At 61.5% G+C, this 21,210-nt stretch carries 14 protein-coding genes; 8 read left to right on the plus strand and 6 right to left on the minus strand.

Annotated elements, in window-relative coordinates; all coding sequences use genetic code 11:
• Position 1: 1 nt before the first annotated feature.
• Positions 2-670 carry an ABC transporter ATP-binding protein gene (locus tag OZ428_RS21740; protein WP_269131248.1) on the minus strand — a complete coding sequence of 223 codons (669 nt, stop codon included), beginning with the start codon at positions 668-670 and terminating at the stop codon, positions 2-4.
• Between the two features lie 275 nt (positions 671-945).
• Between OZ428_RS21740 and OZ428_RS21745 the strand changes: the two genes are divergently transcribed.
• The 3 genes from OZ428_RS21745 to OZ428_RS21755 all read left to right on the plus strand — a co-directional run bounded on the left by OZ428_RS21745 (position 946) and on the right by OZ428_RS21755 (position 4,973).
• On the plus strand, positions 946-1,620 hold the full coding sequence (locus tag OZ428_RS21745; protein ID WP_033903309.1) for a histidine phosphatase family protein: 675 nt from the start codon (positions 946-948) through the stop codon (positions 1,618-1,620).
• 177 nt (positions 1,621-1,797) lie between these two features.
• Positions 1,798-3,453 (plus strand): lipid IV(A) 4-amino-4-deoxy-L-arabinosyltransferase, encoded by a 1,656-nt coding sequence (gene arnT / locus OZ428_RS21750; protein ID WP_269131249.1) that lies wholly within the window; start codon positions 1,798-1,800, stop codon positions 3,451-3,453.
• Entirely contained in the window at positions 3,453-4,973 is a 1,521-nt protein-coding gene (locus OZ428_RS21755) for an ArnT family glycosyltransferase (protein WP_269131250.1), read from the plus strand. The genes arnT and OZ428_RS21755 overlap by 1 nt, the downstream gene beginning before the upstream one ends.
• A 9-nt stretch (positions 4,974-4,982) precedes the next feature.
• Here the strand turns inward: OZ428_RS21755 and OZ428_RS21760 are convergent, their stop codons facing one another.
• From OZ428_RS21760 to OZ428_RS21775, 4 genes are all read right to left on the minus strand, one after another.
• Positions 4,983-5,696 carry an AAA family ATPase gene (locus tag OZ428_RS21760; protein WP_033903312.1) on the minus strand — a complete coding sequence of 238 codons (714 nt, stop codon included), beginning with the start codon at positions 5,694-5,696 and terminating at the stop codon, positions 4,983-4,985.
• The gene (locus OZ428_RS21765; protein WP_269131251.1) at positions 5,696-6,442 is read right to left on the minus strand and encodes an ABC transporter permease; all 747 of its coding nucleotides are present in this window, start codon (positions 6,440-6,442) and stop codon (positions 5,696-5,698) included. The genes OZ428_RS21760 and OZ428_RS21765 overlap by 1 nt, the downstream gene beginning before the upstream one ends.
• A 324-nt stretch (positions 6,443-6,766) precedes the next feature.
• A complete protein-coding gene (locus OZ428_RS21770; RefSeq protein ID WP_269131252.1) occupies positions 6,767-7,696 on the minus strand; it encodes an ATP-binding cassette domain-containing protein in 930 nt (309 codons plus the stop codon).
• A gap of 754 nt (positions 7,697-8,450) precedes the next feature.
• Positions 8,451-14,660, minus strand: coding sequence for a non-ribosomal peptide synthetase (locus OZ428_RS21775; RefSeq protein ID WP_269131253.1), 6,210 nt, complete (start codon positions 14,658-14,660; stop codon positions 8,451-8,453).
• Positions 14,661-15,149: 489 nt separating this feature from the next.
• On the opposite strand from OZ428_RS21775, the gene OZ428_RS21780 reads away from it, so the two are divergent.
• Positions 15,150-15,941 carry a helix-turn-helix transcriptional regulator gene (locus tag OZ428_RS21780; RefSeq protein ID WP_061448993.1) on the plus strand — a complete coding sequence of 264 codons (792 nt, stop codon included), beginning with the start codon at positions 15,150-15,152 and terminating at the stop codon, positions 15,939-15,941.
• Positions 15,941-17,392 (plus strand): efflux transporter outer membrane subunit, encoded by a 1,452-nt coding sequence (locus OZ428_RS21785; protein WP_269131254.1) that lies wholly within the window; start codon positions 15,941-15,943, stop codon positions 17,390-17,392. The genes OZ428_RS21780 and OZ428_RS21785 overlap by 1 nt, the downstream gene beginning before the upstream one ends.
• On the opposite strand, the gene hpaA is transcribed toward OZ428_RS21785, so the two are convergent.
• A complete protein-coding gene (gene hpaA / locus OZ428_RS21790; protein ID WP_269131255.1) occupies positions 17,319-18,179 on the minus strand; it encodes a 4-hydroxyphenylacetate catabolism regulatory protein HpaA in 861 nt (286 codons plus the stop codon). The two genes, OZ428_RS21785 and hpaA, sit on opposite strands and share 74 nt — an antisense overlap.
• Positions 18,180-18,307: 128 nt before the next feature.
• On the opposite strand from hpaA, the gene OZ428_RS21795 reads away from it, so the two are divergent.
• The 3 genes from OZ428_RS21795 to hpaE are packed head-to-tail and all read left to right on the plus strand — an operon-like array spanning position 18,308 to position 21,206.
• The gene (locus OZ428_RS21795; RefSeq protein ID WP_269131256.1) at positions 18,308-18,973 is read left to right on the plus strand and encodes a fumarylacetoacetate hydrolase family protein; all 666 of its coding nucleotides are present in this window, start codon (positions 18,308-18,310) and stop codon (positions 18,971-18,973) included.
• Entirely contained in the window at positions 18,970-19,740 is a 771-nt protein-coding gene (locus OZ428_RS21800; protein WP_269131257.1) for a fumarylacetoacetate hydrolase family protein, read from the plus strand. Before OZ428_RS21795 ends, OZ428_RS21800 begins: the two co-directional genes overlap by 4 nt.
• Before the next feature lie 5 nt (positions 19,741-19,745).
• Positions 19,746-21,206 (plus strand): 5-carboxymethyl-2-hydroxymuconate semialdehyde dehydrogenase, encoded by a 1,461-nt coding sequence (hpaE, locus tag OZ428_RS21805; RefSeq protein ID WP_269131258.1) that lies wholly within the window; start codon positions 19,746-19,748, stop codon positions 21,204-21,206.
• The last annotated feature ends 4 nt before the right edge of the window (positions 21,207-21,210 follow it).

Raw genomic sequence — 21,210 nt, forward strand, 5'->3', positions numbered from 1 at the left:
TTCAAACAGCGCTCGCGGGCACGACACGACCGCGATGCAACACCACCTGCCGGTCCAGGCGGGCAGCGATGCGTGGGCTATGGGTGACCATCAACAAGCTGGTGGGACTGTCGCGCAACAGGTCCAGCAGCAGTTGCAACACCTCGTCGCTGGTGGCTTCGTCGAGGTTGCCGGTGGGTTCGTCGGCCAATAACAGACGCGGCCGTGACGCCAACGCGCGCCCCACCGCGACCCGTTGCTGCTGACCGCCGGAAAGCTGTTCCGGATAACGCTTGAGCAGATCACCCAGGCCCAGGCGCTCCACCAACTGTGCCTGCCACTGCGGATCAAACCGCCCGGCCAACCGTGCCTGGAACGCCAAATTATCCTCGACCCGCAGGCTGCCGATCAGGTTGAACTGCTGGAACACCAGCCCGATCTCCGTGCGCCGCCAGTGGGCCAGCTGCGCTTCGCTGAGTTGGTCGAGGCGCTGCTCGCCGACCTGGATGCTGCCACCGTCCACTCGGTCCAGGCCGGCCACCAGATGCAGCAAAGTGCTCTTGCCGCTACCCGACTCGCCCATCAACGCCAGGCTGCTGCGCTCGGCCAGGTGCAGGTCCACACCGGCCAACACCGCCAACGGCCCTTGGGGGGTGGCATAGCTTTTGAACACACCTTGCACCTGCAGCATGAGAACACTCGTTTGAGGGGTGGCAATCGAGAATAACGGCTGCCGCTCCAGGCCATGCAAATTTTTCACATGGATTTCACCGGCTAACCACCCCACGCACTCTAGATTACCGGCCATGGGTCATTCGTCGGCAACTTGTTAGTTGCCATGCCTGACAACTTTTTAACCGCAACATGTTCAGCGAAAAGACAGCCTCCCTGTGACAGCCTCTGGCTTCACTGTGGGCATACGCCAACACGTTGCGTCTAATTAATACAACATTGCCAACACTGCCCATGGTGAATGAAGTGGTTGACCTTACCCTGACCAAACCGCGCTCGCGATGGGCCTTTATCAAGCGCCTGCGACGCCTGTGGCTGGGGCTCCTGGTGGTGGGTTTGCTGTTCGCCGCCAGCCTGCTCTGGCACGCGTCACCCAAGGACCTCGGCGTCGGCAACCGCCTGCTGACGTCTCACGTGCTGCCCCTCTGGCGCGACGGTGACCTGATCGTGCTGGTGCGCCACGAAGAGCGTTGCGACCGCTCGACCAACCCTTGCCTGGGCCCCGTGGAGGGCCTGACGATCAACGGCAGCCAGAACGCCGAAACACTGGGCAAAGCCTTTAAAACACTGGGCATGGACGGCAGCGACGTGCTGGCCAGCCCGGCCATCCGCACCGCTCAGACCTTGCGCTTCATGTTTGGTAAAAACGAACTGACCTCCGGCCAGCAAGCCGTCTGCGGCGCAGCCATGGGCGAAGAATTACTCAGCCACAAAACCCCCGGACGCAACCTGGTCTTCGTCACCCACAGCGGCTGCATTGCCGACTTCGAAAGCACCCTGGGCTTTCCCCATGCCGCCTTCCCCAAATACGGCAGCGCCTTGTTCGTGCAGGTATTGCCCAACGGCAAATTCAAGACGCTGGGCATCGTCAATGGCCCGGACTGGCCGGCCGCGTTAAAACAACTTTAAACATTTTCCTGTCCATTTGTTCAGCAAAAAGACAGCCCTGCTCTGGCATGTTTAGTTGCGCCTTTTAACTAAGGACATCATGACTATTTTCCGTAATTCAGTGAATGCTGTGACTTTTTCTTCTATTACTTCATTACTTGAAATCCCCACAACTAAACGTCAGGGAGCGACGTTTGCATGACTCGATTAAAATCTCTGCCACTTTTATTATTGGCCTTTGTCGCGTTTTACCTGTTGCCCCTGGGCCTGCACGGCTTGTGGATCCCGGACGAAACCCGCTACGCCCAGATCAGCCAGGAAATGCTCCAGAGCGGCAACTGGGTAGCGCCGCATTTCATGGGCATCCGCTATTTTGAAAAACCCGCTGGCGGCTATTGGTTGATCGCCTTGGGCCAAGCGGTGTTCGGCCAGAACCTGTTCGGTGTGCGCATCGCCTCGGCGCTTACATCCGGCTTGAGCGTGCTGCTGGCCTACCTGATCGCCCGCCGCCTGTGGAATGACCCGCGCAAAAGCTTCGCCTGCGCCCTGCTCTATCTGAGCTTCGGCCTGGTGGCCGGGCAAGCGGGCTACTCCAACCTGGATCCGCAATTCACCCTGTGGGTCAACCTGAGCCTGGTGGCCCTGTGGTTTGCCCTCGACAGCCACACAGTACGCGGCCGTCTTTGGGCGTGGACCGTCGTGGGCCTGGCCTGCGCCCTGGGTTTCCTGACCAAGGGCTTCCTGGCTCTGGCGTTGCCGGTGTTGATCGCCGTGCCTTACATGCTCTGGCAACGCCGCCTGGGCGAACTGCTGCGCTATGGCCCGCTGGCCATGCTGGTGTGCTTGTTGGTGTGCCTGCCTTGGGCGCTGGCGATCCATCTGCAGGAACCGGACTTCTGGCGCTTCTTTTTCTGGAATGAACACATCCGCCGCTTCAGCGCCGACAACGCGCAACACGTGCGGCCGTGGTGGTTCTTCCTGCCGATCATCGCGGTAGCGTGCCTGCCTTGGGCAGGGTTGCTGCCGAGCACCCTGCGCAAGACCTGGCAGGAAAAGCGCCAACCGGCCATCGCCTTCCTGGCCCTGTGGCTGCTGTTACCACTGGGTTTCTTCAGCCTGAGCAACGGCAAGCTGCCGACCTACATCATGCCGTGCCTGCTGCCCCTGGCCTTGTTGATGGGGCATACGCTGGTCGACCTGATCAACCGGCATAAAGCCCGCACGATCTGCCTCAATGGCCTGCTCAACTTCGTGATCGGCATGGCGGCCATGGTCGTGCTGATCTACCTGCAAATCGCCCGGCCCTTGTACAGCAACAGCCATGCGGAGATGTTCAGCCTGTCCCTGGCGTTTATCGTGTTGCTGGGGTGGATCCTCACCAACCTGCTGCAAGCCTTCCGCCCGCTGACGCTGTGGGCGATGCCGGCGCTGGGCATCGGCCTGCTGGTGATCCTGCTGCCGGCGAGCATGCCGGAGTGGATCGCGGACAACGAAATGCCCGACCAGTTTGTGCTCGAACACCTGGAAGAACTGCAACAGACCCAAGCCCTGCTGAGCAACGAACTGGGGAATGCCAGTGCCTTGGCCTGGCGCCTGAAACGCCCGGAAGTGGCGCTGTACGACACCGAGGGCGAGTTGCGTTATGGCTTGCAGTACGCAGGTTCGGTGCACCGCAAAGTGGAATTGGAAGAGGTGCAGGCCTGGCTCAAGGAACAGCGCCAACTCGGCTCGGTGGGCGTACTGATGCGCGTCAACAGCACCAGTGAAATGCGCGAAGCCGGGCAACTGCCGCCCGGAGGCAAACGCTACTACAAGGGCTCCCTCGAACTGATCATCTACTCGAAATCGCCGTGATGGCGGCTTTCTGGAAGAACGAACGCGGCGCCCTGCTGCTGTTGCTGGGCGTCACCGCCGTGCTGCTGCTGACCGGCCTGGGCGCACGCGACCTGTGGGGCCCGGAAACCCGTTGGGCGAACATCGCCTTGCAGATGCTGCAGAGCGGTGACTATTTCGATCCCTACCTCAAGGGCGCGCCCTATTACGACAAACCCCTGCCCTCCTACTGGCTGATCACCGCCAGTGCCCACTTGCTGGGTGGCCTCGGTCCCTGGTCACTGCGCTTGCCGTCCGTGATCGGCGCCTGGCTGAGCGTGTGGCTGGTCTACCTGATCGGCGAACAACTGCTGCGCAAGGGCACCGGGCTGATTGCCGGTTGGATGCTCGCCACCACCTTCTACTTCCTGTTCTGGGCGCGCGTGGCCACGGCCGACGTGCTGACGGTGTGTGGTGTGCTGGCGGCGGTGTGGTGGTACTGGCGCGGGCCGGAGGACACGCGGCTGGGTCGCTATACCGTGTTCTTCCTGCTGCTGGCCGTGACATCGCTGTTCAAAGGGCTGATCGGTTTTGTGCTGCCCGGCCTGGTGCTGCTACCGCACCTGCTGGCTGAACATCGCTACAAACGCCACCTCAACCTGCGCCTGGTGTGTGCTTTGCTGATCGCTGCGGCGGTGTATGCCGTGCCCTTCGTGCTGTCCCATGTCTACGGTGCCCCCAGCTATGGCAGCAGCGGCCTGGCGTTGGTGTTCCGCGAAAACGTGGTGCGTTTTTTCGACCCGTTCGACCATATGGGCCCGATCTACACCTACCTGATCTACCTGCCCGCCTACACCCTGCCCTGGGTGCAGTGCTGGCTGCTTGGCCTGTGGCTGGCGCTGCGGCACTGGCGCCACACGCCGCCGAACGTGCGCTGGCTGGTGTGGGGCCTGGGCCTGCTGTTCGTGTTCTTCACCGCCAGCGGCAGCCGACGCAGCTACTACGTACTGCCACTGGTGCCCTTCGCCCAACTGCTCGGCGCCTGGTGGGTCAGCGAACGCCTGCGGGCACGGCCAGCCAGCCAGTCAAGCTGGTTCAAAGGCTTCGCTATCGCCGCCGCGCTGATGCTGTTGATACTCGGCGTGGCCTACCCCTGGAGCAACAGCAACGGCGGCGTGACCCGCTTTGCCGAAGACGTGCGAGCCGAAGCGACCCAAATCGCGCCGTGGGAGCAATGGCAATTGGTGCTGGTGGAAGCGGACAACAAAGTGCCGATGTACCTGCAAAACGGCGGCAAGCCGTTCTACTACGTGGCCGAAACCCAGGACTTTCCGCGCCAGGGTGATAGCGCGGCATTCCTGGCCTGGCTGGAAAAAACCAGCGGCAAAGCTTTCGATCCGCAACGCACCATCATTGTCACGCAGTACGCCAAGGACGATCCCCCGCCACTGGCCTACCTGGGCGAGGATCATCGGGTGATTAGCACCCAGCCCGATAATGGCGAGCGGTGGTTTCACAAGCGTGAGGATGGGAGCGTGGCGTTCATTCCCCTGCGCAAATAGAAGAGGGTCTTATCCTTTTGGCAAACTGGCGGCGTGGATGAATGCCTCATCCAGGCTTTGCGCGTCGTAGGCGTGCATGAAGCCTTGGGCATCAGTGAAACGGTTGAATCGCCTTTGACTCAGCATGTAAAAGTCATCGCAATGGGCGACGATTTCATCGACGTTGTGCGATGAAACCAACACCGCGACACCCTCTGCCGCTGCCCCCTCCAAACAACGCCAGATGTGATAACGAAACTCGGGATCCACACCCGCCGTGGGTTCATCCAGTATCACCAGGTCAGCGTTGGCGCAGAGCAGGGACAACGTAAAAAACCAACGCTTTTCCCCATAACTGCAGAGTGCGGATTTTTTGTTCCATATCTCGCAGTAACGCTCTGCGATACCGGGGCTCCATTTTTCGATTTTATCGAGTGCATGTTGTTGAGTGACCTTGGTGTCGGAGCAAAACAGCATGGCCATTTTGAAGATGTCGAACATGCGAAATACAGGCGGCGTGCTGATGATCTGCGACAGGTACAGCAGCTTGGAGAAAGAGCTGTTTACCTCACCGCCCTCTATTTTCTTCAGGCCGCACAGCACATCAAAAAAAGTGGTCTTGCCGGAGCCGTTTGGGCCAAGAAGGCCTGATATGGAGCCGGCTGCGACTGTCAGAGAAGCGTTGCTGAACAGTACATGGCCTGGGTAACTGACCCCGAGTGAGCTGACGATAAGTTTCTTCATCAGTATCGGCTCCAGACTGGGTTGATGAGCAACAATCGAAAGGTCACGCCAAAGGAGATCGAAAAGGCCGCCATGACAACCAGCACGACCTCTATCGACCCCGCGCCCCCCTCCAGCATTATTTGATTAGCCCACCCCATCGGATTTAACAGTTTGATGACCTGGAGCGCAGTATGAGATGAACTGGCACTGACAATTCCAAGCGCCAACATCAAACACAACAAGACAGAAAAAACGGTGCTGGCATTTTGAAAACTTAGCGGAGCCAATGTAAGCAACATCGAAAATATGGAGAACAAGAGAAAACAGATATAAAACCTCAACACGACATCCAGCACATCCGACACTGCCACCCCCGGCCCAAAATAAAATTGCGTCAGGCCGTAGAACACCAAGCAATAAACAATCGACAAGAAGGAATAGGCAAAAAACTGCCCAAGTAGAAAGATGAGCTTAGTCGGTGTCGTGTAGACAAAAGAGCGCAAGAAGCCACTTTCTCTTCGCCCGACGATATAAAACGCCAGGCCAAAAAAAGCCACGCTACAGGCGATAAAGGCATAGAACCATGACGTAACGGCGAGATAACTGATCGCTCGATCATCATTGGACGTCCTCGCATAGGCGATCAGATAGAACGTCACCGCCGGAGAAACCACCATCCAGAACAGTGCAACAGGTTCCTTTAACTGTTCCTTTATAAACAGTGCGGCCAGTAAAAAAGATTTGCACAGTGGATAACCGTTCATGGCTTACCTCGCAGGAAGCGTGACCGACTTTCCATCAAAACTTAGCGTATCAAGATAAACTTTCAAGATGATCCATTTTTAACCGACTCATAAATACCAGAAATTTCATGCATAGAAATCAGACACTCAGTGATTGCATATCAAACACTTTGTTTTAAGAACGTCACCCCACCACCGAAATCTCCAACAGACTGAGTGACTTATTGAATACATTACAAAAACAATCCGGCCTTTCATTACTCAATATGTACCGGACTGTTGTAATGTTTTTCTCAAAAAAAAACGACAAGCGGCATTGATCTATGATGCGCCCACGCCTGCAAATCAACTCTCGGGATTGATCCCACTTTTGCGCGGCACACCGGCCTCGCTCGTGTCCGCCCGCAACCCTGCGACCTGCTCCTGCACCGCCCGTCCCTCTGCCCGATTGCGGATAAATCCGGAGCGGGTAAACCGTTCCAGGAACGGCACCGGCAAGGTGTGGTCCGGTGTCACCACCGGCTGCTCGGCCACATCTGCGAACAGGGTATACGCGGCACTTGGCAAGTGCCGGGTATTGAGGTCACTGGTCAGCCGTCCTTCCTGCAACACGATCGCGCGGTTGGTGACCCGTTGCAGGTCGGACAGGCGCTGGGAAATGTAGAGGATCGCCACACCCCGTGCGCGCTGGCTGTCGATCAGGCCAAGCAGGTGTTCGGCGTCGGTTTCCGACTGGGCGGCAGTGGGTTCGTCGAGGATCAGGAATCGGGGTTGCTGTGCAAAGGCGCGAGCCAGCACCAGCAGTTGGCGGTCCGCCTGGCCGAGGCGTTCGACCGGGTGTTGCAGCGGCAGCTCCAGGCCCAGCCCGGCGGCGATGGCTTCGGCGCGTTGCAGCAGGTTTTTGCGGTTGAGCAAGAAGTCGGCGTCGGGTTGGCCCAGCTCATCGAGCAACAGGTTCTCAGCCACACTCAGGCCGGGGGCGATCCCATCGTCGGGGCGTTGGTGCACAGCCACGATGCCGACCCGCCGCGCCGACAACGGCGAGGTGAAACGTTGGCGCTGACCATCGACCCACAGCTCACCAGCGTCCGGCGCCAGGCTGCCGCTGAGGATCTTTACCAGGGTCGATTTGCCCGCCCCCGTGGCGCCGAGCAACGCCACGCCCTCGCCCGGATAAATATCCAGGCTGACCTGATCCAGCGCCCGCTGGGCACCAAAGGTTTTGCACAGGTCAAGCAAGCGAATCAGGGGCGCGGGGGCAACGAGGTTGCTCATGGCTCATCTCTAAGGCGGAACGGTGACTCATTACAACGCTTTACGGCGCTGATTTATTCCGAACAACAATGAGTTAGGTCCCGAATTAAATGCATTACCTCATGAACAATCCAATAGCTGAATCGCATAGCCGAATTTTTTTGAGTTATAAGGCGCCTGTCGGCAGTTTGATGAATGCTTTCAGCGTGGCATCCGGCAATGCTCAGCGAAACCAGTTGGCGCTGCATGGGGCCGGTACAAACCGGGGACATCGTTTACCTATCTGGCCGCGCTGCCTGGTTTTGGGTCTGCTGCGCAGCCCAACGCGGGCGGTGCGACGATTCGACAAGCCCGCTCGCCACACGAAATCGCGTACCCACGATGCGAAGCGAGTCGCTCTTGATCTTGATTTTGATCTTAGGCGCCCCGTCAAACACGCTGGCCGAACGCAGGCTTGAATCCGTGGGTAACCCGGCAGGACGCCGGGTTAGCCGCGCTGGGCCAAGGATGGCCCATCGCGGCGGCCCACGGATTCAAGCCTTCGTTCGGGCACACCGAGCCTAAGCGAGGTGCCGAGTGTTGGGGCAAGAGCGCTTTGGTTACTTTCGACTGGGCCGGCATTCCGGCTTTTCGAAAGTGACCCGCCGTAAGGGCGGAACCAATACCCGCCATCACCCAAATAACGGATATGTACTCCGCCTGATCCAACATCCAGGTCGGCTGTCAGGCCGCCTTCGCAGGCAAGCCAGCTCCCACAGGGTCCGCATTACCAACCTTAGATCCTACGCCGCCGGTTGAGCTGAGGAATGGCCGCCTGAGGCACCTCCACCCGCTGCACCTGCGTCGCCGTCTGCGCCGCCAGTTGCGCCAACGTCGGATGACTGAACAACGTCCGCGCATCCACCTCCAACCCTGCCTTACGCATCCGCGCCACCAGGTTCACCGCCAGCAACGAATGCCCACCCAATTCAAAGAAATGGTCATGCCGCCCCACCCGCTCAAGCTTCAGCACCTCGGCCCAAATCCCAGCCATCAGCATCTCAACTTCCCCCACCGGCGCTTCATAAGCCCGACTCACCACCGACTCCAACCCCGGCTCCGGCAACGCCTTACGGTCAAGTTTGCCCGCAGGATTGAGCGGCAATTCATCCAATTGCACAAACGCCGCCGGCACCATGTACTCCGGCAACTGCTCCAGCACATGCACGCGCAGGGTTTCCAGGCTCGGTGCCTCCTCACGCACAGTGAAATAGGCGACCAACCGCTCATCCCGAATCAACACCGCCACTTCGCGCAACGCCGGATGCGCCATTAGCCGTGATTCAATTTCCCCCAACTCCAAGCGCACGCCACGCAGTTTGACCTGGAAGTCATTACGCCCCAGGAACTCAAGGTTACCGTCCGGCAGGTAACGCACCAGGTCGCCAGTGCGGTACAGCCGGTCGCCGTCAACAAACGGGCTGTCGATAAACCGTTCGGCGGTCATCTGCTCCAGCCCCAGGTAACCACGGGCCACGCCGACCCCGCCGATATGCAACTGCCCACTGACCCCCATCGGCACCGGCGCATCGTGTTCATCCAGTACATAAAGGCGTGTGTTGTTGATCGCCCGGCCAATCGGCAGTTGCAGCGCAGGCACCGGCGCGCCGGGTTCCAGGGTCCAGGCGCTGCTATCCACCGTGGCCTCGGTGGGCCCGTAGACGTTATGCAGGCGCACCTTGGGCAAGCGCGCCTGCACGCCACGGGCCAGGGCTTCGGTGAGTTCGCCGCCGCCACACAGCACGTCGGTCAGGCTGGTGCACAGGGCCGACTCTTCCAGTTCCAGAAACTGCTGGAGCATGGCCGGCACGAACTTGATCACGCTGATCTGTTGCTCGCGAATCACCTGTGCCAGGTAGGCAGGCTCACGATGCCCATCAGGCCGGGCGAGCACCAACCGCATGCCGTTGGTGAGCGGCCAGAACAGCTCCCACACCGAGCCGTCGAAGCTGAAGGGCGCCCGTTGCAACAGCGCGCCACCCTCGGCGTTGGGGCACAACTGCGAGCCCCAATGCATCAGGTTACCGAGGCCCCGATGCTCGATCATCACGCCCTTGGGCGTGCCGGTGGAGCCCGAGGTGTACATCACGTAGGCCAGGTTGGCGACGCTCAAGCCCGGCACCAACGGGTTGCCGATGGGGGCCTGGCTCCACGCGCAGTGGTCGAAGTCGATCACCGGAATCGACACCTCACCGGGCAAGTCGCGGGTCGCACCGTGCACCAGCAGCGCCACCGGTTGGCTGTCGTGGAGCATGTAGGCCAGGCGCTCGCGCGGGTAGCCTGGGTCCAGCGGCACATAGGCGCCGCCGGCCTTGAGGATCGCCAGCAAGCCCACCACCAGGTCCAGCCCGCGCTCGACGCACAGCGCCACGCGGGAATCCGGTTGCACCCCGCGTTCGCGCAGGTGGAAGGCCAGTTGATTGGCGCGTTCGTTGAGTTCGCGGTAGGTCAGTTGCAACTCGCCGGCCTGCACCGCCACCGCATGGGGGATGTGCCGCGCGTGGGCTTCGAACAGGGCCTGCACGGTGAGGGTTTCGGGGTATGCGGTTTCAGTGGCGTTGAAGTCCACCAGCAAGGTGTTCAACTCGCTGGCGGGCACAACCTGAACTTCACGCAGTGGCGTTTGCGGTGCCTGCTCCAACGCGTCCGTCAGGTTGACCAGCACGGTTTCAAGGTAATCCAACAAGCGTTCGGCGCCGACCTGACGCGGAGCCTTGGCCTTGATCCGAAAGCCGCTGGCGATGTCATCCACGGTCAGCATCAGCGGGTAGCTGAGGATGTCTTCACTGCTGAGCAAGGCGATACCCGGCACCAACGTAAGGTCGCGTTCGGCGTCGGTGTGGCGATAGTTGAGCAGGCTGTTGAAGAGTGGCGATGCACTGCTGCAACGCTGGGCCAACGCCAGCGAGGCCTGCTCATGGGCGAGCAACGCGCTGAGCTGGGCGTGGGTATCGCGCAGGGCATCAGCGACGGTTTTCCCGGCCAGGCGCACCCGCAGCGGCAAGGTGTTGATGAACATGCCCAGGGCCCGGTCAGCGCCCTCACCCGCTTGCAGACGGCCGAGCAACACGGTGCCGAATACCACGTCATCGCGCCCCGCCACGCGGCTGAGCACCTGGGCCCAGGCCAAGTGGAACAGGCTCGCGGCACTCACGCCCAACCCTCGCGCCTGGGCACGCAGGCGCTGATTGAGGCGGTCGCTCAGCACGCGTTCGGCTTCATCCGTGCGTGCCCGGTCCGCCTGGCGTTCCTGTAGCCCGAAGGCCAGCGTCGGCTCGTCGACATCACCCAGTTGCTCGCGAAAGAACGCCTCATGCCCAGCCTGCCGTGCCGGCGAACGGGCTTGCGTCACCACATTACGATACGGCACCGGCACCGGCAGTTGTGCCTGCTGGCCGAGCAAATGGGCGCGGAGCTCCTGCATCAGGATCGTGGTGGACGTAGCGTCGTTGACCAGGTGATGAAAGCGCAGGCGAGCGACCCAGCGCTGGTGCTGCGGTTCTTCGGCATACTCCAGGGCCATAAGCGGAGCCTGGCGCAAATCCAGCGGTTCACAGTCCTTGCGCAACGGTTCAACGCGTAACAGCGCCTCACGCCACACCACTTGCATCGGCTGCTCAAGCGCATCCCACACCAGGCTGGTGCGCAGGATGTCGTGGCGGTTGATCACCTGTTGCAGGGCCTGGGCAAACGCGTCCACCTGCTCACGCCGGGCAAAACTGAACAGCGCCTGTTGCTGGTATGGATCGCGCTCGTCGGTGATGTGGTGGTAGAGCAAGCCTTCCTGCAACGGCGCCAGTGGGTAGACGTCCTGCACGTTGGCCGCGCCGCCGGGAATGCTCGCGACGATGCGCGCCAGGTTCTCAGGATCCAGTGCGGCCAGCTCAGGCGCGTCCATCTCGCCGTATTCACTGGCCGCCGCCAAGGCCGCCAGGGTCGGCTGGCCGAACAGCACCTGCACATCGGCACGCAGCCCGACCTGGCGCATGCGTTGCACCAATTGCACGGCCAGCAACGAATGCCCGCCGAGTTCAAAAAAGTGGTCGTGACGCCCGATCTGTTGCACCTGCAACAGCTCGGCCCAGAGTTGCGCCAACAGGGATTCCACCCCGGCGTGCGGAGCTTCGTACAGCCGCGTGACAAAGGCGTCCTGGGTCGGCGCGGGCAATGCCTTGCGGTCGAGCTTGCCGTTGGCGGTCAGGGGCAGCGCGTCCAGTTGCGTGTAGGCGGCGGGCAACATGTAGTCGGGCAGCGAGGCCTGCAGGTGGGTACGCAAGGCTTCGATCTGCAGCGCTTCGCGGGGGACGAACCAGGCGAGCAATTGCCCATCCCGTGACTGCACCAATGCTTCCTGCACCTGCGGATGGGCGGCAAGTGCGGATTCAATTTCGCCCAGTTCGATGCGCATGCCACGGATTTTCACCTGGTCGTCATTGCGCCCCAGGTATTCCAGGTTGCCCTCCGGCAGCCAGCGCGCGAGGTCGCCGGTGCGGTACATGCGGCCTTCGATAAATGGGTCGTCGAGGAAGCGCTCGGCGCTCAGCTCGGGGCGATTGAGATAACCCCGCGCGACGCCTTTGCCGCCGACGTACAACTCCCCTGCCACGCCGATGGGCACCGGGCGTTGCTGTTCATCCAGCAAATACACCGTGGCATTGGCGATGGGCGCGCCGATGTGCAACGGCTGGCCCACTTCCATGCGGCCGGAGGTGGCGACCACCGTGGCTTCGGTGGGGCCGTAGTTGTTGATCACCGCAAAGGACTGCGCCTGAGTAAAGGACCGCAGCCGGTCGCCGCCGATCAGCAGGGTGCGCAGGGTCGGGTGTTGCAGGCCTTGGCTGAAGGCGTACTCGGCTACGGGCGTTGGCAGGAAGCACACCTGCAGCGGCTGCGCCTGCCACCAACGGAGCAGCGCGTCGATATCTTCGGCGCCGTCATGCGCCGGCGGCAGGTGCACGGTGGCGCCCACGCACAACGCTGGCCAGATTTCCCAGGCCATCGCGTCAAACCCGAAGCCCGCGACGCTGGCGGTGTGGCTGCCGGCGTGCAGGTCGAAGGCCTGGCAATGCCAGTCCACCAGGTTCGCGACGGTGTGATGCTCGACCATCACGCCCTTGGGCAGGCCAGTGGAGCCAGAGGTGTAGATCACATAGGCAAGATTGGAAGGACTGACCGCTACGCGGGGGTTGGTACCCAGGTGGAAGGTCGGGCGATCCAGCTGGATCACCGGCACCTCCAGCGCAGGCAAACGCGACAGCAGATCGTGCTGGGTGAGCACCACCACCGGGTCGCTGTCTTGCAGTAAATAGTTCAGGCGCTCGGCCGGATGGGTTGGGTCGACCGGCACGTAGCAGGCGCCGGATTTCAGGATCGCCAGCAAGCCCACCAGCGTCTCCAACCCGCGCCGCGCCAGAATCACCACGCGATCGTCCGGTTTTACGCCACGCTCCAGCAGTTGATGGGCCAGGGCATTGGCCTGCTGGTTGAGTTGGGCGTAACTCAGTTGGCGACCTTGGTGCACCGCCGCCACGGCGTCCGGCGTACGGGCGGCCTGGGCTTCGATGCGGCCGTGCAGGGTTTGCAGCGGTGCGTTGGGCTGGGCGGTGGCGTTCCACTGTTGCAGCTGCGCCTGTTCGGCGGGCGTCACCAGGGAAAAGTCACTGATCTTCAGCGCCACGTCTTCCAAGCCTTGTTCCAGCAGCCAGGTGAAGCGCTGCGCCAGGGCGAGCACGTCGTCGTGTTGGAAGTACGCTTCGTTGTAGACGCAATGCAGGCACGCGGTGTCCTGGTAACGGTTGCTGCGCAGGTGGATCGCCAGCGGCAACGGCTCATGGTGGTTGGACACCTTGACCGCGCGGGCCTCGGTGGTGCCGTAGCGCAGTTCGTGGTCATCCTGCTCGAAGGACACCGACAGGTCGAACAACTGACCGCGATCGGTGCGGCGCAAGCCCAGCTCACGGTTCATCTCGCTCAGGGGGAAACGCTGGTGGCGGAAGTCCTGCTTGAGCTGGTCACGAACCCCACGCACCAGTGCGCTGAACGGCAACTGCTCATCGAACTGCAAACGAACCGCGCTGACCTGGGTGAACAGCCCGACAGTGGAACGAAAACGCGCATTGGAACGGTTGAGAATCGGCAGCCCCACCACCCAGTCGGGACGCTGGGCGGTGCGGGTGAAATACACATACATCGCCGCCAGCAGTACATGAAATGCCGAGGCCTGGTAACGGTTGGCCACTTGTTCCATGCGGTTGAGCAGCGCCACCGGAAATGCTTGGGCCAGGGTATTGCTGGACGCCTTGGCGGTATGCCGGGGGGTCAGTAAGGGCTGCGGCAGCATGCGGTATTTGCCCAGCCAATACCCACGGTCGCGGGCATACCGGGCCGAGGCGTGGTAGCGCTCATCCGCGTCGATGAAGTCGACATAGGACGGCGCCAACGGCTCCGGCTGCCGGCCTTGTTGCAGGTCGGTGTACAGCCGGGCCAGGGATTGCAGCATCTGGCCAAAGCCCCAGCCATCGAGGATCAGGTGGTGGGCCTGGGTGCCAAGACGGTAGTGATCGTCGTCGAGCTTGACCAGAAAAAAGCGAAACAAAGGCGCGCCCTGCAGGGTGAATGGCAGGGCCATTTGCGCCTGCATCAACGCCTGGCTGGCGGCCTGGGGATCAGCCTCCCCGGCAACATCATGCAGGGCCAATTCGACGGGCAACGTGGTGGCGAAGGTTTGTCGAGGCAAACCGTTGGCGTCGGTGTGCAGCTGCGTGCGCAACGCATCGTGCTTGATCACCAATAACTCGATGGCGCGCAGCATCAGGTCTGGCGCGATGGGACCGGCGAAATCCACATAGCCGCCGATGTTGTACAGCGGCGAATCGCTCATACGCAGTTGGTCGAGCCAGATGTCCTGTTGGGCGGCAGTAAGGGGGAAGCTGGAGGATTGCTTCATAAGATCCTTCTCATGGGGTTCAGGCACTGGCCGCGCAGGGAGGCCCATTACGACGAATAGGCTGGATTGGAGCATGGGCATAGGGGAGTGTCTGTCACCCTAAACCCGGACATCCAAATGGATAGATTGAGCTTGGCTGATGGTTCACTGCTGAAACGATTAAAACTGTGTAGGAAATTGGCTATACCTGCCCGCTGTCAGTATTCATCAATTGTTTTTAAATATAAGAATTATTGTTATTTATCAGATAGTTAACTAACTCTAAAAGCCTCTTCTGATTTTTATCGGCCGGAATTACCTCTCAGAAACGTCGAATTAATGACGTGGTTTTTATGGCACGTTGTGTCCCTCGTTTCTGCTACATACGTAGGACAAATCCCCTGGCTAAATACACTCTCGACTACCGACTCTGGTGTGTGAGCAACGGATCGCCCCCGCAGAGGCCCAGAGAGTCTGTTGACGGTTTTCGACATCAAGGATGAGATGGCTATGAGTTTGACCAGCAGTATTGCCAACGCGCAGAGCCCGAATTTCTATGCCGAAATGGGCGAGTTGATTGCCAACAGTGGCCACGCGGATTTCGCCGCACACATGCTGCACCTGGTGGACAAGTGGGTGCCGATCCACCTGGTGGACCTCAGCGAATGGACCCTCGACGAGCTGCGCGACCGTGTGCTCGATATCAAGCTGCTCGGCAGCGCCGGCCAGACCCAGGACCTGCCGCCCCTGGCCCTGAACTCGATGGACGACCACCCGTTGCTGCGGGAAATGCTCGGCATGCAGGACCCGCTGCTGATCCAGCTAAGGGCCAAGGCCAAGAGCGCGTTCCCGCGCGGCACCTCGCACCAGTGCAACCTGGTGTCGCGCCAGGGCAACCGGCGCTGTGTGATTTCGTTTTATCGCCCGCCCAACCATCGTGGGTTTTCACTGGCCGAGTTGTCGTTTCTCAAGTGCCTGTCGGACACCCTGCTGCCATTGATCGAATGCCACGCCCAGAGCCTGCGCCAGGCGCCCCACCCCGAGGCCGAACCGGCCCACACTTTGCTGGAGCAATCCCAATTGCAGCGTGAGTTCTACAAGCGCCTGTCCCTCGGTGAAATCACCCTGTCGGCCCGCGAACAAGAGGTTTGCCTGGGCCTGCTGACCGGCGGCACCGTGCCGCAGATGGCGGAAAAACTCAGCGTGAAGAACAGCTCCATCGAAACCTACCTCAAGCGCGCCGCCGCCAAGTTGGGCGTGAGCGGTCGGCATGGCCTGGCCAAATGGATGGTTGGCGCCTGATGAATAAATTAAGCGCATTCGCACTGGCAGGGCTGCTCGGCGGCTGCTCGCTGATCCCCGATTACCACCGGCCGGAGGCGCCCGTGCCGGCGCAGTATCCCCAGCAAGGGGTGTACGCACTGGCGCAGTCCGGCACGTCGGACTGGCAGCAGTTGTTTCATGACCCGGCGTTGCAACGGTTGATTGGCGAGGCGTTGGTCAACAACCGCGACCTGCGGGTCGCGGCGCTGAACGTCGAGGCGTTCCAGGCGCAGTACCGCCTCCAGCGGGCGGATCTGTTCCCGGCCGTCTCTGCCACCGGCGCCGGTCAGCGTCGGCGTTTGCCGGGGGATGTGACCGGCACCGGCAAGCCTGCCATTACCTCAAGCTATTCCGCGACCCTGGGCATCAGTGCCTATGAACTGGATTTATTCGGCCGCATCCGCAGCCTCAGCGAACAGGCGATGCTCACCTACCTCGGCACCGAAGAGGCGCGGCGCAGCGCGCAGTTGAGCCTGGTGGCCAACGTCGCCAATGCCTACCTGACCTGGCGTGCCGACCAGGAGTTGCTGGCCCTGGCCCGCCAAACCCTGGTGGCCAACGAACACAGCCTGCGCCTCACCCGCGGCAGCAAAACCGCCGGCAAGGCCTCGGCACTGGACGTGGTACAAGCCAGTACCAGCGTCGAAAGCACCCGCGCCAGCGTGGCCCGTTATGAGCGCCAGGTCGCCCAGGACCTCAACAGCCTGGCCCTGTTGGTGGGTGGCCCGGTGGATGAACACTTGCCGGCGCGCCCACTGGCGGATGACTGGGTCGCGCGGGTGCCGGCCGGCCTGCCTTCGGACCTGCTGCAACGTCGCCCGGACATCCTCCAGGCCGAGTACCAACTGCGCGCCGCCAATGCCAATATTGGCGCCGCACGCGCGGCGTTTTTCCCTTCCGTGAGCCTCACTGCCAACGCCGGCAGCGCCAGTACGGAACTGTCGGGGCTGTTCAAGGGCGGCTCCGGCAGTTGGACGTTCCAGCCGCAGATCAACTTGCCGATCTTCAACGCCGGCAGCCTGCGCGCCAGCCTCGACTACGCCAAGCTGCAAAAGGACATCACGGTGGCGCAGTACGAAAAATCCATCCAGACCGCCTTCCAGGAAGTCGCCGATGGTCTCGCGGCGCGGCAGACCTACACCGATCAACTGGAGGCGCAACGGGATTTCGTCGCGGCCAACCAGCAGTATTACAACCTGGCCGAACACCGCTACCGCAGCGGCGTGGACAGCAACCTCACCTTCCTCGATGCGCAACGTGCGCTGTTCAGCTCACAACAGGCGTTGATCATCGACCGCCTGGCGCAGTTGGTGGCCGAGGTGAAGTTGTACACCGCGCTGGGCGGCGCGTGGCAGGTCAACGCAAGCCCGACTGCCGCAGCCGATACTCCCCCGGCGTCACCTGCGCATAACGAAGGAAAAACCGGCTGAAATACGCCGGGTCCTTGAAGCCCAGCTGGTAGCAGATTTCGTTGGCGGAGCTGCCGGTGAACAACAGCAGGCGCTTGGCTTCCTGCATCACCCGTTCCAGGATCAGGCGCTTGGACGGCAGGTCGGCCAGGCGCCGGCACACCTCATTCAGGCGTGCTTCGGTCACACCAATCCCCTCGGCATAGCGCGCCAGCGGCCAGTGTTCCAGGTAGTGCGCCTCGATCAACTCGTTGAAACGATGGAAGATGCGCAGGTCTTCGTGGCGGGTCGGCCGCGCCGGTAACGAGTGGGCGCACAGCCGCAGCAGGCGAATCATGATCAGCCGCGTCAGGCTGTCCAGGGCCGTCGCACGCCCTGCCCGCTCGGCGTTGATCTCATCGCTCAACTCTTCGAACAATCGATCCAGGCCTTGGTCACCCGCCGTCAACGCCACACAGGCGGCGCCGGACGCCAGGCTGGGGTCGGCGTCGATCAATCCCCACACCAACTGCTGACGTACCGTCAGCACGTGCCCATCGGCATCCGCCTCGGTGACAAAGGCGTGGGGCACCGTGGGCGGCGTGAGAAAGAACATCGGCCCGGATTCCACATACTGGCGGTCGTCCAGGTACACCCGCACCGCGCCACTTTTCACGTAATGCACCTGGAAAAACCGGTCATGTCGGTGCACGGGCATGTTGCGCCCGAAAAAACCCGCCAGGTTACCGAGCTGGTCGTAATGCACCTCGGCATCGCTGTAACGCTGGTCGTAGACCTGCCCGATATTGATGTTGGGAATCGGCTGCACGCTGCCCCCTTGTTGTTATTTGAATGCCACCGGATTTTGCCACGCTTGACGGTAGTTAACATATTAATTATAACGTTAACAACTTAACGAACTGCCTATGCAGCAGTCGCCACCGCCAGGAGAAACGCATGAGCCGTACCCTGCATGATGTTGCCAGCGGCACCCTGTTTGGCGTTGCGCTGAACTACCAGGGCCTGCTGGACCAGCATCTCGCCGCCTTCCAGCAGGCGCCCTACCAGAAGCCGCCGACCCAGCCGGTGCTGTTTATCAAGACCCCGAACACGCGCAACCAGCACGATGCGGTGGTGCTGCACCCTCAGGGTGAACGCCTGCAACCCGGTCCTGCGTTAGGCGTGGTGATCGGCCAGCGCGCCAGCCGCGTCAGCCTGGACAATGCCATGGCCCATGTGGCCGGTTATGTGGTGGTCAACGAATTCAGCCTGCCGGAAGACAGCTACTACCGCCCCGCCGTCAAAGCCAAATGCCGCGATGGGTTCTGCGCGCTGGGGCCGGCGTTGGTGCCACGGGAACAGGTGGACAACCCCAATCAGCTGAGCCTAAAGCTGTGGGTCAATGGTGAACTGCGCCAGGAAAACTCCACCGCTAACTGGGTGCGGGACATCCCGCAATTGATCGCCGAGATCAGCGAGTTCATGACCCTGCACGCCGGCGACGTGCTGATCACCGGCACGCCCGAAGGCCGTGTCGATGTGCTGCCCGGCGACAAGGTTGAGGTCGAAATCAGCGGCGTGGGCCGCCTGGTCAGTCATATTCAAGCGGAGACCCCGGCATGAAACGCGCGCGCATTCGTTTTGAAAATGAAATCCACGCGGTGCAGGTAGAAGCCGACAATGCCGTGCGCCTGAACGACGGTCGCCTGCTCGCGGAGGATCAGGTCGAGTGGCTGCCCCCAGCCACCGGCAACATGTTCGCCCTCGGCTTGAACTACGCCGATCACGCCGCCGAATTGGCCTTCACGCCACCGACCGAGCCGCTGGCCTTCATCAAGTCCGTCGGCACCTACACCGGCCACCGCCAGGTCACCTGGCGCCCGGACAATGTCGCCTACATGCACTACGAGTGCGAGCTGGTGGCGGTGATCGGCAAGGCCGCACGCAACGTCAAACGTGCCGATGCGCTCGACTACCTGGCCGGCTACACGGTGTGCAACGACTACGCGATCCGCGACTACCTGGAAAACTACTACCGCCCCAACCTGCGCGTGAAAAACCGCGACGCCACCACTCCGGTCGGCCCGTGGATCGTCGATGTGGCCGATGTGCCCGACCCCGGCAACCTGACCCTGCGCACCTGGATCAACGGTGAACTGCGCCAGGAGGGCAGCACCCGCGACATGATTTTCGATATTCCGTACCTCATCGAATACCTGTCCAGCTTCATGACCCTGCAACCCGGCGACATGATCGCCACCGGCACGCCCGAAGGCCTGGCCGACGTGGTACCCGGCGATGAAGTGGTGGTGGAAGTCGAAGGCGTGGGCCGCCTGGTCAACCGAATTGTCAGCGAGGCGGAGTTCTTCTCTGCCCGGAAAGAGGCGTAAGCAGCATGATCAAACACTGGATCAACGGCCGCGAGGTCGAAAGCAAAGACACCTTCACCAACTACAACCCGGCCACCGGCGAAGCGATGGGTGAGGTTGCCAGCGGCGGTGCGCAAGAAGTCGCCCAAGCCGTGGCAGCCGCCAAAGAGGCCTTCCCAAAATGGGCCAACACCCCGGCCAAGGAGCGCGCACGCCTGATGCGCAAGCTGGGTGAATTGATCGAACAGAACGTGCCGCACCTGGCCGAGCTGGAAACCCTCGACACCGGCCTGCCGATCCACCAGACCAAAAACGTGCTGATCCCAAGGGCGTCGCACAACTTCGACTTCTTTGCCGAAGTCTGCACGCGCATGGACGGCCACAGCTACCCGGTGGACGACCAGATGCTCAACTACACGCTCTACCAACCGGTAGGCGTGTGCGGGTTGGTGTCGCCGTGGAATGTGCCGTTCATGACCGCCACCTGGAAGACCGCACCATGCCTGGCCCTGGGCAATACGGCGGTGTTGAAGATGTCCGAACTGTCGCCGCTGACCGCCAATGAACTGGGACGCCTGGCGGTGGAAGCCGGCATCCCCAACGGCGTGCTCAACGTGATCCAGGGCTACGGCGCCACGGCCGGCGACGCGCTGGTGCGCCACCCGGACGTGCGGGCGATTTCCTTTACCGGCGGCACCGCCACCGGCAAGAAGATCATGCAGACCGCCGGCCTGAAGAAGTACTCCATGGAGCTGGGCGGCAAGTCGCCGGTGCTGATCTTCGAGGACGCCGACCTGGAGCGCGCCCTCGACGCGGCGCTGTTCACCATTTTTTCCTTGAACGGCGAGCGCTGCACCGCCGGCAGCCGGATCTTTATCCAGGAAAGCGTGTACCCGCAGTTCATCGCCGAATTCGCGGCGCGCGCCAAACGGTTGATCGTCGGTGACCCGCAGGATCCAAAGACCCAAGTCGGTTCGATGATCACCCAGGCGCATTACGACAAGGTCACGGGCTACATCAGGATTGGTCTCGAGGAAGGCGCCACCCTGCTTGCCGGCGGCCTGGAACGCCCGGCCAACCTGCCGGCGCATTTGAGCAAAGGCCAGTTCATCCAGCCGACCGTGTTTGCCGACGTGAACAACAAGATGCGCATCGCCCAGGAAGAAATCTTCGGCCCGGTGGTGTGCCTGATCCCGTTCAAGGACGAAGCCGAGGCCCTGCAATTGGCCAACGACACCGAGTACGGCCTGGCCTCCTACATCTGGACCCAGGACATTGGCAAGGCCCATCGCCTGGCGCGCGGGATTGAAGCCGGCATGGTATTTATCAACAGCCAGAACGTACGCGACCTGCGCCAGCCGTTCGGCGGGGTCAAAGGCTCCGGCACCGGGCGTGAAGGTGGCCAGTACAGCTTCGAAGTGTTTGCCGAGATCAAGAACGTGTGCATTTCCATGGGCAGCCATCACATCCCGCGTTGGGGTGTATGAAATG

Source organism: Pseudomonas sp. GXZC, assembly GCF_026967615.1.
Classification (GTDB): domain Bacteria; phylum Pseudomonadota; class Gammaproteobacteria; order Pseudomonadales; family Pseudomonadaceae; genus Aquipseudomonas; species Aquipseudomonas azotoformans_A.

What these genes read in the sequence shown, in the direction of transcription:
- OZ428_RS21765 (WP_269131251.1), bottom strand. Translation starts at nt 6,442, where the DNA reads ATGAACGGTTATCCACTGTGCAAATCTTTTTTACTGGCCGCACTGTTT.
- OZ428_RS21760 (WP_033903312.1), bottom strand. Translation starts at nt 5,696, where the DNA reads ATGAAGAAACTTATCGTCAGCTCACTCGGGGTCAGTTACCCAGGCCAT.
- OZ428_RS21755 (WP_269131250.1), top strand. Translation starts at nt 3,453, where the DNA reads ATGGCGGCTTTCTGGAAGAACGAACGCGGCGCCCTGCTGCTGTTGCTG.
- hpaE (WP_269131258.1), top strand. Translation starts at nt 19,746, where the DNA reads ATGATCAAACACTGGATCAACGGCCGCGAGGTCGAAAGCAAAGACACC.
- OZ428_RS21800 (WP_269131257.1), top strand. Translation starts at nt 18,970, where the DNA reads ATGAAACGCGCGCGCATTCGTTTTGAAAATGAAATCCACGCGGTGCAG.
- arnT (WP_269131249.1), top strand. Translation starts at nt 1,798, where the DNA reads ATGACTCGATTAAAATCTCTGCCACTTTTATTATTGGCCTTTGTCGCG.
- OZ428_RS21795 (WP_269131256.1), top strand. Translation starts at nt 18,308, where the DNA reads ATGAGCCGTACCCTGCATGATGTTGCCAGCGGCACCCTGTTTGGCGTT.
- OZ428_RS21740 (WP_269131248.1), bottom strand. Translation starts at nt 670, where the DNA reads ATGCTGCAGGTGCAAGGTGTGTTCAAAAGCTATGCCACCCCCCAAGGG.
- OZ428_RS21770 (WP_269131252.1), bottom strand. Translation starts at nt 7,696, where the DNA reads ATGAGCAACCTCGTTGCCCCCGCGCCCCTGATTCGCTTGCTTGACCTG.
- OZ428_RS21775 (WP_269131253.1), bottom strand. Translation starts at nt 14,660, where the DNA reads ATGAAGCAATCCTCCAGCTTCCCCCTTACTGCCGCCCAACAGGACATC.
- OZ428_RS21780 (WP_061448993.1), top strand. Translation starts at nt 15,150, where the DNA reads ATGAGTTTGACCAGCAGTATTGCCAACGCGCAGAGCCCGAATTTCTAT.
- OZ428_RS21745 (WP_033903309.1), top strand. Translation starts at nt 946, where the DNA reads ATGGTGAATGAAGTGGTTGACCTTACCCTGACCAAACCGCGCTCGCGA.
- OZ428_RS21785 (WP_269131254.1), top strand. Translation starts at nt 15,941, where the DNA reads ATGAATAAATTAAGCGCATTCGCACTGGCAGGGCTGCTCGGCGGCTGC.